The organism is Microcoleus sp. K1-B1 (assembly GCF_036704705.1).
In the GTDB taxonomy this organism is placed as follows: Bacteria; Cyanobacteriota; Cyanobacteriia; order Cyanobacteriales; family Microcoleaceae; genus Microcoleus.
Window position 1 is genome coordinate 1 of record NZ_JAUBSH010000070.1, and the last position, 12413, is coordinate 12413.

At 45.9% G+C, this 12413-nt stretch carries 12 protein-coding genes; 5 read left to right on the forward strand and 7 right to left on the reverse strand.

The window, feature by feature from the left end; all coding sequences use genetic code 11:
- Positions 1-66 precede the first annotated feature (66 nt).
- The 4 genes from QUA83_RS21725 to QUA83_RS21740 all read right to left on the reverse strand — a co-directional run bounded on the left by QUA83_RS21725 (position 67) and on the right by QUA83_RS21740 (position 5749).
- The gene (locus QUA83_RS21725; protein ID WP_333295745.1) at positions 67-282 is read right to left on the reverse strand and encodes a hypothetical protein; all 216 of its coding nucleotides are present in this window, start codon (positions 280-282) and stop codon (positions 67-69) included.
- Positions 283-316: 34 nt separating this feature from the next.
- Positions 317-1492, reverse strand: coding sequence for a DNA cytosine methyltransferase (locus QUA83_RS21730; protein ID WP_333295747.1), 1176 nt, complete (start codon positions 1490-1492; stop codon positions 317-319).
- A gap of 49 nt (positions 1493-1541) precedes the next feature.
- Complete coding sequence (locus QUA83_RS21735) at positions 1542-2381, reverse strand: TdeIII family type II restriction endonuclease (protein WP_333295748.1); 840 nt, start codon at positions 2379-2381, stop codon at positions 1542-1544.
- Positions 2382-2539: 158 nt separating this feature from the next.
- Positions 2540-5749 carry a glycoside hydrolase family 15 protein gene (locus QUA83_RS21740; RefSeq protein WP_333295751.1) on the reverse strand — a complete coding sequence of 1070 codons (3210 nt, stop codon included), beginning with the start codon at positions 5747-5749 and terminating at the stop codon, positions 2540-2542.
- 111 nt (positions 5750-5860) lie between these two features.
- Here QUA83_RS21740 and QUA83_RS21745 point away from each other — a divergent pair, with 111 nt between their 5' ends.
- Both QUA83_RS21745 and QUA83_RS21750 read left to right on the forward strand, forming a co-directional pair.
- Positions 5861-5998, forward strand: a complete 138-nt coding sequence (locus tag QUA83_RS21745; protein WP_015178876.1) for a hypothetical protein — start codon at positions 5861-5863, stop codon at positions 5996-5998.
- A 202-nt stretch (positions 5999-6200) separates the two neighbouring features.
- On the forward strand, positions 6201-6932 hold the full coding sequence (locus QUA83_RS21750; RefSeq protein ID WP_333295753.1) for a WecB/TagA/CpsF family glycosyltransferase: 732 nt from the start codon (positions 6201-6203) through the stop codon (positions 6930-6932).
- Between the two features lie 89 nt (positions 6933-7021).
- Here the strand turns inward: QUA83_RS21750 and QUA83_RS21755 are convergent, their stop codons facing one another.
- The gene (locus QUA83_RS21755) at positions 7022-9349 is read right to left on the reverse strand and encodes a S8 family serine peptidase (protein WP_333295755.1); all 2328 of its coding nucleotides are present in this window, start codon (positions 9347-9349) and stop codon (positions 7022-7024) included.
- 290 nt (positions 9350-9639) lie between these two features.
- Entirely contained in the window at positions 9640-10038 is a 399-nt protein-coding gene (locus QUA83_RS21760; RefSeq protein ID WP_333295756.1) for a transcriptional regulator, read from the reverse strand.
- A 329-nt stretch (positions 10039-10367) separates the two neighbouring features.
- Between QUA83_RS21760 and QUA83_RS21765 the strand changes: the two genes are divergently transcribed.
- From QUA83_RS21765 to grxD, 3 genes are all read left to right on the forward strand, one after another.
- On the forward strand, positions 10368-10991 hold the full coding sequence (locus tag QUA83_RS21765) for a hypothetical protein (RefSeq protein ID WP_333283797.1): 624 nt from the start codon (positions 10368-10370) through the stop codon (positions 10989-10991).
- A gap of 42 nt (positions 10992-11033) precedes the next feature.
- Positions 11034-11294, forward strand: a complete 261-nt coding sequence (locus tag QUA83_RS21770) for a BolA family transcriptional regulator (RefSeq protein WP_333068825.1) — start codon at positions 11034-11036, stop codon at positions 11292-11294.
- 192 nt (positions 11295-11486) lie between these two features.
- Positions 11487-11810 carry a Grx4 family monothiol glutaredoxin gene (gene grxD / locus QUA83_RS21775; protein ID WP_006634036.1) on the forward strand — a complete coding sequence of 108 codons (324 nt, stop codon included), beginning with the start codon at positions 11487-11489 and terminating at the stop codon, positions 11808-11810.
- A gap of 300 nt (positions 11811-12110) precedes the next feature.
- Here the strand turns inward: grxD and QUA83_RS21780 are convergent, their stop codons facing one another.
- Positions 12111-12365 carry a DUF6761 family protein gene (locus QUA83_RS21780; protein WP_333080667.1) on the reverse strand — a complete coding sequence of 85 codons (255 nt, stop codon included), beginning with the start codon at positions 12363-12365 and terminating at the stop codon, positions 12111-12113.
- Positions 12366-12413: the final 48 nt, after the last annotated feature.

The following is a 12413-nucleotide window of genomic DNA, read 5'->3' on the forward strand; positions in this document are numbered from 1 at the left end:
AACGTCTTAAGTTTAACTCCAATTAGGTAACTTAATATTTTGTTACATAGATTGGTTTTTTCCCGCCTACCTACTTAAAATGCGTTCAATCTCATCGGGAGTAAATCTCAGCGCTCTTTTGCCCGATATGCTGCTGATGCCGTTTCTAAGTGTTTCTGCTTCTAAGTTAATAAATTCTTCTAACTCCGCAAAGTGACCGGCTAAAGATTGAGACTTTCTGGCCGGCAGTCCTACTTCTTTTTCTAAAACAAATGCTAATAATTCATGAAGTTGCTCTGACACTTTTATTTCTCCTAAACTCTGTTTGAAATATTAGTTAATTAAAGAGAGAAAGCTGTTGAATGATTTCTCGTCCTTGGACTCGCTCGCCCTTAATTACCTGACAAAGGTATTGACCGATCGCCTCTCCCAATAATACCGGAACTGCATTCCCAATTTGCCGATATTTAGAAGCAGTCGATCCATAAAAAACCCAATCATCTGGAAACGTCTGAATTCTGGCGCACTCCCTTACACTCAAAGGACGCAATTCATCGGGATGACACATATCTGTAGCCTTTTGATGAGGACTCGTGGTGACAGTAGGCGACGGTTTCTCCCACGCTAAGCGTCGATAAAAACCAACTTTACCGCCTTCTGATTTATAAGCTCCTCCCATTGCTTCTTGCTGTAATTCCCTGGGTAAATCCCTCCAGTTTTGACCTGCTGTTAACAGGCGCAAATACTTGACGCGACTTTCTGAGTAAGGGACAAATTCTGGTTGAGAATCTACTAAATCTTTTAATCCTTCTCTTAGCGTCAGCCATTTGGGTTTTTTACCAGTACCTTTCTGACTGTAACTTGGGAGCGGCAAAGTAACTGAATCATTACCTTTATAACCAATAAAGATTACTCTTTCTCTAACTTGAGGAACGCCGTAATCAGCCGTATTGAGCAAATCATACACAACTTCATAACCAATTCGTTTCATCTCAGCCAAAATCACTTGTAAAGCTGCACCGGGCATCTCATCTGGTTCTAATGGCGGGAAATCTAAACCTCTGCGATCGTGAGGTCGATGTCGAAGCGGAGCTGACAGCAATCCCTTAACATTTTCCATGATAAAAAAGCGCGGTTTGATTTCGTCAACAATGCGTATGAAATCCATAAATAAGCTGCCGCGCGGATCGCCAACCGACCCCCGTTTTCCCGCTGTGCTGAAGGGTTGGCACGGGGGGCCACCAGTCACTAAATCTACTTCTTCAGCGCGTAGAGGTCTATCTAAACCTAAGATGTGTCCGCCTTCTTGTAATAGAGTTTGGGCGCTGACTTGGCAAATATCTCTCGGTACAGCAGATAAGGATAAATGAGGACGATTTAGAGAGATTGTTTTGGTAGCATCAGGTTCAATTTCTACTAAAGTTACTGTCTGAAATCCTGCTTTTTCTAGACCTAAATCTAAACCGTAGGCTCCAGCAAAGAGGCTAATAGTTATCGGTTTGTTGTTAATCACACGTTTAAGCCTCAAGCTTAGATATTGGTGTAATGAAAATTGTACTTTACTAAAATCCAAAAGCCAGAGCATCAAGCATATACTTACCCTTCTCCCGCCCGACTTCTTGATATATATCCAAAAGTTCTTCGTAGGCAGTCTCTCCCCCTATAATATTCCAAAACTCATCTCCCATAATTACAGCTTGTTCAAAGGGCGTATACTTCCTTGCCACTGACCATTTATAATCTGAACGATTTGGCCCGTAAGGATTGTAAGCCATAGCATAATAACATTGAGCAGCGGGGCGAGACTGTCCGCAAAGTAAATGAAATCTCAGCAGTCGTTGAATTACCTCCAAACATTGTCCTTTGTTGGGTTTTGACCCTTTAATTTCAAAGAAAAATTGGCTCCCGTCATGAGATAGCACGTACAAATCTGCTTTGACCGATCGCGTAACTAAATGGTTAGTTTTTTGAGCCTCAAGAACAGCTTCTATCATTTCTTCAAAAGCAGGTTTATTTTCATTTTTGTCTGCTGACTGCTCAAATAGCGCTAGCTGACGCTCAATTTCATGGATAGCCTCTATGCTAACTTCGCCAGAAATTTCATAGCTTCTGCTTGCTTCTTGGTGATGTTCCAAAGCAATGAGTTTTGCACATTCTTCATAAGTTGTGCCCAAACGGCTGCTGAAACCTCTTTCAAACTCGTTAATCCGTAGCAACTCTGACGGCACGATCGCAGTTTGTAATAGTTCGGATTGCTCTGTAGAGGATTGGCCTGATAAATATGCTGCTGGAATATCAAGTTTCGGTATTAGCCGTCCTCTGTATTCATTGACAAGGTTTTCGATGAAAACTTCTAAGTATGCTTTGATGATGGCGCGTGTAATTGAGCTAATAGCTGACATTATTTTACTGCCAATATTCAGTTTACTTTACTTGTTGCAAAAATGTAATAACTTTGTAGTTAGGACTTTAGCTCTTGCTGATGAGTTGGCAAAGAAAAAACTGAAGTCTTTACTACAAAAAGGTCGATCGACACTTGTATTAACCACCCGCCCTCAATCTATCCAAACTTCGTCAAGAATCGGAAAGCATCGAGTACGTGACTCGCACAAACGTAAGGCGAAGTATTGTAAAAAGCTTGCCAAGCCGCCGCTTTATCTTCGTCGTATTTACCCGCTCTTTCCGGGTGTTTTCCTTGCCAATTCAGGCGCACTGCGTGACCGACTAATACATCTAAAACGATGTATTCTTCTACTTGCAATTCTGGGTTGCGCTGGGCGATCGCAGCCAACTCCATCAGCGCCTCAATATTGACTTGTCGGTATTCCGGCGCGACAATTTTATTCAGCAAATGCTCGATTTGTAGCGCAAAATTCTTTTCCCCAGGCGTCATTTCCGATAAAATGATATGGCTATCTAACCGATTGCGCCGCTCTAATTTGTCGCCAATTATCAAGCCTTTGCAGTGCCGCAGCAGTCCCCAAACACTCGGATAAAAATCCTTCGGTACGCGATTGACTGTACCTTCCATTTGCCGTTTCCGGCGCCATCCTCCCCCAGGCATTGTTGGTTCTTCAGAAACTGGCGCGACTACCCATTCAATATCTTTTTCCGGCTGTTTGACGCGCAGGGATTCTTGCTGTTTGAGGATTTGATTCATTTCCTCGTATTCTGTCAACACTTGGCGCAGGCGATTTTTGATTTCAAAGGGACTTAGCTGCATTAAATGTTCGTAAGCTTCATTTTGCGTAACTCCTAATTCGCGGGCAAACTCGCTAGTCAGCAGCAAAATAAAGTAGCTAACTCTTAGCGTCAGCAGGCCTTTAAATAACTGCGGTTCGGCTTTAATTAGCAGGCCAAGGTAGATGAGAACTTCTTGAGTTAGAACTCGATCGCGAATGTCTTCTCCACAGAATTGGCGAATTTTGTCCATCACTTCCGTATAAGAACCCGGTCGCGAAATTATCGAATCTTCGCTGTAGGCTTTCCCCACAGCAATCTGTTTTTGCCGCACCAAAATGTCTGTCACCGCATCGGACAAACTGATATCAACTTTGTCCAGCAAACCTGCGGCATGACGGATGACTGCCCATTGGATTTTTGATTGGGAACTTTCTCCAGCTTTTATATAAACTTCGTTGAGTAAATCCACAACTTTAACTGTTTCTTCCGCCCCACCAAATCCCGTATCAAAATTTAATCCTTTGAGGCGAACTAACGTGTGCAGCAACTCAATTTGTTCGTACAAGTTTTCTGAATCGCGCAGGCTACTTAGCAAGAATTGAGTATTAGTTTCGCACTCTAATTTAAATTCTTGCGTGTGACCCAAAGGCCAAGTTTTTTCAGGATTGTAAGTTAGATAGCTGCGCGTTTCTACTGCACCTGTCACCGGAGATTCGGTAAATTCAAAATCGTGCATGAAATCAATTCTTTCGGTGCCAGCGGTCAGCATTAACTGCTTAAGATTTCCGAGTTTAACGGGCGTGTTGTTACAGTGTCCATCCCGGAATTCCTTCATTAATTCTAACAACGCTTCCCGCCCGGTTTCCAGCATCGTGTGAGTCAGCATCAGCGTTACCGTAGGGCGTCCCAACTGATACCAGTGGCGGTGAATGTGAGCTATTTCGCTCTTGATTTGAGCTACTAAAAAATGGTAATCTAAAGTTAAGTAAAACTCTTGTCTGTTCAAAAATGAGGGGAGAAATACGATCGCCTCTTCGCGAATTTTAAACACCCGAGAAGTTGTTAAACTCCGCAGACGGCGCACGGGGCGGCCGGTTAAGCCTAATTGGTCGTTGCGTCCAATTTGCGTGTAAATAGCTGATAATTCTTTAGTCTGGCGGACTTGAATTGGTTCTACCTGTTTTGGGGTTTGCGCGGCAATGCCGTTAGCAGCTAATTCTGCTTGCAAATCTTCGTCTTCAGCTAACAGTGCAATTTGCACTAAAGGTTCTCTGTGTTGGCCCACTGACAGATGCCTTCCCAGCGGGTCGATATCGCCCACTGCGATTAATTCTTCATTTAGCAATTGACCGAGAAAATATAGACTTTGCGCCCAAACGAGGGGAATATTTTCATTGGGTAAGCGCTGCTGGCTGCTGGGATTCAGCTTTTCTGCTTCTATATTTTCGGCGGGGACGTAGTACAATTCTGGTAGTAGTGGCACACCAGAGCGATCGACTGCTAGAGATTCCAAACGCTGCTGGTACTCCTGCACTTGGGCTTGATTTCCCTCAAATAGGCCGTCCAAGAATAAATAAGTGAAAAATAGGGGCCACTCGCATTCAATGTGCTCGAACTGCCTTAATTCTGTGGGTTCGTAGTGCAGGCGATCGGCATCTTCCAAAACTGTTTGGTGTCCGTCCCGCAGAAACCGCTTGCAGCCGTATTTTCCTTGCAATTTGTCAATAATCTTATTTCGAGTCCGTTCTATTAATTCTCGATCTTCCACAGCAAAAGCCGGAAAACTAATCACGCTTAATAAAGCGGCATCTACTTCTTTTGAACTAGATTCGCGAGGCAAAAGCGATTCCAAAGTTATGCGACTTCTGGCAATTTCGTCTGGTAAAACGTGAATAACTGACGCTTGAGAACCTTGAATACCGAACAAATCTAACCCATTTATTGCTTCCAGCGCTGCTTTGGCCATGCCAACTGAACTGGCGTTCAATTCTGCATTACCGCGATTAATTTTATGGCCTCTTTCCCAAATTCCGTAATCCGGCGTGCGGTAGGCTCTACCGATGTAGTAAACTAAATTTTGCACGAAATTGACTTCATCTATTGTAAAAATTACGTGCAGCCCGGAAGCCGTCATTTGAGCAAGAATTAATAAGAATATAGATGTAGCGTCTAACTGTAAATGTCCCCACTTGTCATCACCGACAACAATACCTCCAGTTTGAGTATTGTATTTAGCGTGCAGGGCATCTAGCGGCGACTGAGTATTTTTAAAACGTTCTACTTTGCTCGATTGCTGCATCATCGCAAACAGCAAGCCGCGCATCAGTTTGACTGTGCTGTGTTCTAGTTCAAATGTCCTGCCCTGATCGCCATCAATTTTGCGGTAAGCTAAACCCAAACCCCAAACCGCGAGAATGCTGTACACGTTGTCGCGCACCCAAGCATCGGTGTAGTCGCCGTGGGCGTTAACGGCGGTACTCGCCGGCAGCAAACCAGTAATTGGATTTTGGCGCTTGAGGATGATGTTTTTGATTTGCTGGTAGTAATAATCTAACCTGGTTTGCCGCTGGGTTTTTGCGATCGCCATTTCGTTTTCCTTGTTTTTCCTGATGCGAGCCGAATTGGGGTGAATAGACTTTTAAATATATCAGAGATTAGATCATTTCTCAAGTTATCCAAACACAAAAAGGTAATTGCCATGTCTACTCACAACCACAATAACAACAGCGTTCCTTTCGTAAAAGTTGTCTACTCTACAGTGAAAATCAATGGTAAAATTGAGCTAGTACCGATGGAATGGTACGCAGACGGCTCTGTCAAAAAAATCGAACACTAATGCTCGATCGCACTTTGCAGCCTAACTCTAATGGACGGGCGCGCCGCGTACACAAAACCCGGTTTCTGGGCCACGGAATGATGACTTAACAGACTCTTGGTGGCACAAACCGGGTTTTTTACGTCCAAAAGTGGTCTAGCATCGATCGCCAATCTCAGCTAATTTAAATAACTATGTGTGTAGGAATCTCAAAGAAAAAAATATGGATCGATCGCGCCCGCAATTTTCAGTGCTGGGACTACCAGTTCACATATTAGATGATTATGCAGGTTGGCTAATGGAGCGCCTGCATCAAGGATTAGGAAGTCACGTGGTGACTTTGAATGCTGAAATGGCAATGCAAGCCGAGCAAAATCAGGCCTTAGCAGATGTAATCCGCAAAGCGGAACTGGTGATTCCCGACGGTTCGGGAGTGGTGCTGTACTTGCGGCTGCGTGGCAAACCGGCACAGCGCTATCCGGGGATTGAATTAGCAGAATCGCTGCTGCAACAAAGCGGAAAATTGGCTGATTCGGAACCACTATTTTTCTTTGGAGGTTCCCCAGGAGTGGCGGCTGCGGCGGCCAAAACTTGGCAGCAAAAAGTTAACGGATTGTCAATTGCTTCTCAACACGGTTATCTTTCCGCAGATGAAGAAAAAGACTTCCGTGAAAGCCTCAAACAAATGCAGCCCAAACTGATTTTTGTAGGCTTGGGAGTGCCACGCCAAGAATTTTGGATCGCCGAACACCGACACCTTTGTCCTGATTCGATTTGGGTGGGAGTTGGCGGCAGCTTTGATATTTGGGCAGGAACAAAAAACCGCGCGCCGGCTTGGTTTTGCGACAATCATTTAGAATGGCTGTATCGGCTTTATCAAGAACCTTGGCGGTGGCGCAGAATGTTAGCTTTGCCACAATTTGCCTTGAAAGCTTTGGGGGATTTTCGAGCTTAAAAGCGGCCACAATAAAATAGGTTTGTAGTGAGGACTAACGTCATCATAAAATTATCAGGACTTCAGTCCTCACTACGAGTCAATTGCCATTAGATAATGTAAGGAGAATCGATCGCCTTTGCCCGATTAGTTGCAACCAATGTCTGGTAAATCAAAGCCGAAATCTCAGCGCGGGTAAGGTCCCGAAGCGGCGAAAGCCAATCGCGGGAAGGATAATTAACCACAATCTTCAAAGCAGTTGCTGTGGCGATCGCACTCAAAGCATAATTAGGAATTTGAGAGCGATCGGTGTAAACTTTCAAAGAATCAGGATTGCCGCCCTTAAGTTCCAAACCGTTAACCAAAGACACGATCGCATCAGCCTTAGTTAAATTCTGATTCGGGCCGAACTTCAACCCCGGAAACCCCGCCAAAAACCCCCCCCGATTTGCCCGTTCGATCGCACTTCTCGCCCAAAAAGTAGCAGAAACATCAATAAAATTTGTAGCCGGCACCCTCGGAATCGGACTAAACGCACTCACCAACAGCGCCGCATATTGAGCACGGTTTAAACTGTCATCAGGCCTAAAAGAACCGTCAGGAAAACCGCTAATTATATTCGCCGCAGCCAAAGCTTCAATAAACTTCTGTGCCCAATGTCCAGAAATATCACTGAACACTGTACCCCCGATATTCGGATTGCCGCCACCCTTTCTCACCGCAGCTTGCACAGCTTTAAAAGCATTCACTTTCCCGTAACCAAACCAATCGCTGCGGCCGCTGTTAGGATCGTAATTTCCCATGCGATTCCCTAACTGGGGATCGGGATCGGGATCGACAATTTTCTCAGCAGTTTGTTCGAGAATTCCCCGCACTTCCCGCGCCGTCAAACGGGGGTTAGCCGAAAGTATCAACCCTGCAACCCCAGCGACTACTGGAGTGGCGCTGGAAGTACCGCCAAAAGTATCAGTATAGTCCCCCCAATCGTAGCCCCGATCGCCCACTCGATCGGCAGTAAACACCCCCAAACCGGGCAAATACTGCGTCACCTGCGGCGGCGTGCCGATATATCCGGTTTCTGGCAACCAAGTTCCCGGCGGCGCGTTGTTGCTGGGGGCGCAAACCGAGATGCTGCTGCCCCAATTGCTGTAAGCTGCTTTTTTGTTGAGGGAAGTGGAAGCGCTGACGGCAATTACGTCGGGGTGAACGGCAAATCCGTTTAGCCATCTAGTTTGACCCTCCACGACGTTGTTGGGCCAGCCTTTCTCGTTAATTGTGCCGTTGACTGGGCGGTTGGCATTGCCCGCAGCGAACAGAATAACGCACCCTCTGCCGCCCCGCCCTTGGGTTCCTGCTTTGGTGATAACGGCACTCTGCCGCAGGGAAAGGGGATAGTAAACTGCTGAAGACCCCCAACTGCAAGAAATGACGGCGGCACCTTTTTCGATCGCCCAATTAAATATTTTTTCGACAGAATTGTCATCGAGAAAACCACTGGTACGGATGGGCATCAGGGCGCAGCCGGGGGCGACGCCGACAATGCCTTTGCCGTTTTCTTCTGCAACGGCGACGCCTGCACAACTTGTGCCGTGGTTGTCTGAGTCGGCGACTGGCATGGGGGAAGTGTCGCCGTCTTTTAAATCGATGGGTGAGACGATTTTGCCTTGGCCTTGAAAATCTGGGTGGGTGATGTCAACTGCATCGTCGGCGATCGCAATTACGATCGATCGAACTCCGCGAGTCATGTTCCAAGCTGGTTCTGCATAAATTTGAGCACCGCCGACAAGTTCGTTGCCGCCTTTGTTGTTTAGATACCACTGTTTGGGATAAAGGGGATCGCGGGGCGTGTAATGCTGCTGCATCTCTACTAAAATGTTGGGTTCCGCTACCAGAACTTCTGGATATCTTGTCAGGCGGTTGGCAATTTTGATCGGGTTTTCTGTTGCTTGTTTGGTGACTTCGCCGACGAAGGTGTTGGGAATTCCTTCTACTGGCCGGACTATTTTTAAAGCTGCTGCATTGGCGATCGCCTGTCGCGATTGTTCGTCTACTTGTTCGCCAAATTGAATCGTAATTTGGTCGGTTAAATAAAAGAATGTACTGGGATTGTTCGCGGGGCAATAGACGTGGCTGGCAAAAGCTACAGCATCGCTAGCGCGGGCCGTTTGCATTGCTGCTTCTAGGCGATCGGGCGCAACGAGATATTCTTCGAGATTGCTTTGGCCGACGCGACGGTTGAGTTTTGCCCCAGTTGTTGCAGCCCAATCGTTTGAGGCTGATGCTGTTGATGAGGGGCGGACTGTAAAGCGATCGTCCGCTTTTGACAGCAGCAATTCGTCGCCGCCGCGCTGCAAAATCACTGCCAGACTTTCTTCTGGAACTCCAATTCCTTGATAATTTTGGAGAGTGTCGGAGATCGGTTTGCTTGGTTGTACCATCAGAAATGCTTTTGTTTAATTTTAATCCAGTCTTACTATCTTCTCGCTTAACAGGCTTTTCGGCCTGTTCCACAAAAACTGAATTTTCTTCTTGTGGGGAGTAGGGGTTGGGCTTCTAGCCCGCCCGTAAAAGGCTTATTAACAATGATTCAGCAAATCCCTCAAACTCACATCTTGCACCATTGTCAATAAACCTTTTCTGAACAGGCAAGATGCCTGTTCCACAAAAGATAAATTTTCTTGTGGAACAGGCATCTTGCCTGTTAAGCGAGAATGGTGCAACATCTCAGTCAAATAAACACACCAGGATTAAAATTAAAAAATTCTCCCAGCGCCTTAGCCTGCGCCTTGCTAATCGCCCGTTTCCCATTAACCACCTCAGAGACTACTCCTTTGGAACCAATCACGCCCACTAAATCGGCTTGTTTGAGTTCGCGAACTTCGATGAAATGCAATAGAACATCCCGTGGAGTCACTTCTGGATCTGGGTAATATTTTGATTCGTATTCTTCAATCAACAGCCCCCAGAGACTCAGTAAAGTTTCTTCTTCTACTGTTAATTCTTCCTTAGACATCAGAAAATCGACTTCTGCGAGGGCAAGATCATTATCTTCTTCGTTCAGGATGGGCTTAGGCTGCGATTTCGCCAGTAGTTGACCGTAAGCTGTTTTTTCAATTGGGATATTCATGGTTCGTTCGATTGTTGAATTGGATCGGGACTTACCCATCAAAACCAAAGAAACCGGGTTTTCCACCATTTTTAAAGCCTCAAAGGCAGTATTTAGGTAAAAAAAACCGGTTTCTGCCTCCAGGACTAGATTGGCGGGATCTGTCCAATCCCCCGCTATTTCCTTTTTCAATCCAAAATCTAAAATCCCAAATCTAAAATCCCAAATCTAAAATCCCACCCTTTGACATTTCAACAAATTTGGTTTACACTTAGCCGGTTGCGATCGCCAATGGTAAGATCGGCTCAAGCTAAATATTTTTTTAAGGCGCACAGGCGCAAAGTAATTTCATGGTATACTCTGGAACTGTTTGCTGGCTTCGCTCCACTGCCCGGATTACGATCGGGGCGATCGCAGCTTTTACCCTGTTGCAACCGCTCCAAGTCCAAGCACAACAACCTTCTGGGCCAGAGAACCAACCGCAAGTCGAGCCCGCCGACGACCCCACAGACCCTAACAATCTTCGCCCTCTGACGCAAGACAGCAGCTTGCTGAGCGTCCCAGGAGGCCAGCGTTTGATGACAGAAGCCAGCAGTGCTATTTCCTCTCAGAATTACGCACTGGCTACTCAAAAACTCCAAGAATCTCGCCAAATTTTCAATCAACTGTCCAACTTCTACCAACAACTGGGTAGCAGTTTTGCCGGAATTGACATCCGCTTGGCCGAAAGCCACCGCACCAAAGCTGTAGAAACGGCCCAAATGCGTGACGAAGCTACCTACCGGCTGGCGTTGGTACACCGGGCGCAAAATAAGCCCGAACTGGCTGTGCCCCTGCTGATTCAGATTATTCGATCGCAGCAGCCAACTCGCGACTTGGGCAAAAAAGCTTACCAGCAGTTACTGGAATTGGGTTTTGTGGATTCGCCCTTTCCCCGGCCTGCCAGCAGTCAACCGAGCTCATCGACAAAATAGTTCCACTAAAATCTAAATTACAGCCGTTTATCAGAGAAACCAATGGTTACACCGTCTCAAGTAGCAGAAATGATTAAGGCAGGGTTGCCAGACGCTAAAATACAAGTTGAGGATTTGACCGGTGGCGGTGACCACTACCAGGCGAGAGTCGTCTCAGCAGCTTTTGAAGGAAAAAGCCGAGTACAGCAGCACCAACTGGTCTACGGCGCTCTCAAACAGGCAATGGCTAGTGAAGCCATCCACGCTTTGGGCTTGGAAACCTTAACTCCCGCAGAATGGGAAGCGAAAAGTCAAGTTGCTTAATTGTTAAGCGGCAAGTGAGTATCACAAGTTTGTGCTTGTGTCAATACTTCCTTGAAATACAACTGCTCAACTTACGCACAAAAACCCGGTTTTTGAACCGGAATCTATGGCTGTAACGAAAGATTTTCGTAAAAAACTCGGTTTCTGCGTCAGTCAACGTTTAAAAATTTTCAAACAATATTAGGACCTACCATGAGTACAACAGCACATCAAAGAATTGACGAGTTGGTTAAGCAAAACAAAATCATGGTGTTTATGAAGGGCAATAAGTTAATGCCCCAGTGTGGTTTTTCTAATACTGTGGTGCAAATTCTCAATACTTTGGGAGTGCCTTACGAAACTGTTGATGTTTTGGCAGACCAGGAAATTCGTCAAGGCGTTAAAGAGTATTCCCAATGGCCGACAATTCCCCAAGTTTATATCAACGGCGAGTTTATTGGCGGCTCGGATATTATGATCGAGATGTATCAAAAGGGCGAGTTGCAAGAAGTTGTAGAAGTGGCTTTGGCTTCTTAAATTAGGCAGAAAAAACATATCCCCGACTTCTTAAAGAAGTCGGGGAAATAACAGCAATCGGGTTTTACGTTGAATTAAGTTAATTTACTTAATTACTTATGTCCAGGCAGAGCCGGGGAACGCACTGCGGTCGGCTAGACCTCGAATTTTTAGGCTCCGAAAGCGAGGCAGAGCCTCTGGACATCGGTTCCCAGGCCGAGCCTGAGAACCAGTTAAAATTCCCAATTCCCAATTCCCAATTCCCAATTCCCAATTCCCAATTCCCAATTCATCAAGGGTTTATCAAACCGAATTTGCTATTTAATAGTAGTCTGATTCAGCCTGTGTCTGTGTCTGTGGCATTACAAAATTGGAGGGGTCGTGAATGTAACGCGCTGCTTCTTCCTCTAGTCTGTGAATCAGATAGGGTTCCAGACCGTTGGAATGCCGCAGGGCTGCTAAATAGCCGTCTAAGTAAAGCCGCAGGTCATCAAAGCGATAACCTCTATTCCACATTTCGACGAGGGCGTCGGTGAGTTTTTGGTAGTGCCGGATTGTTTGGGTGTCTTGTAGCATGGTGTGAGGTTGAAATCCTTTGTGGTTTGTATAATGACGGCGGGATTT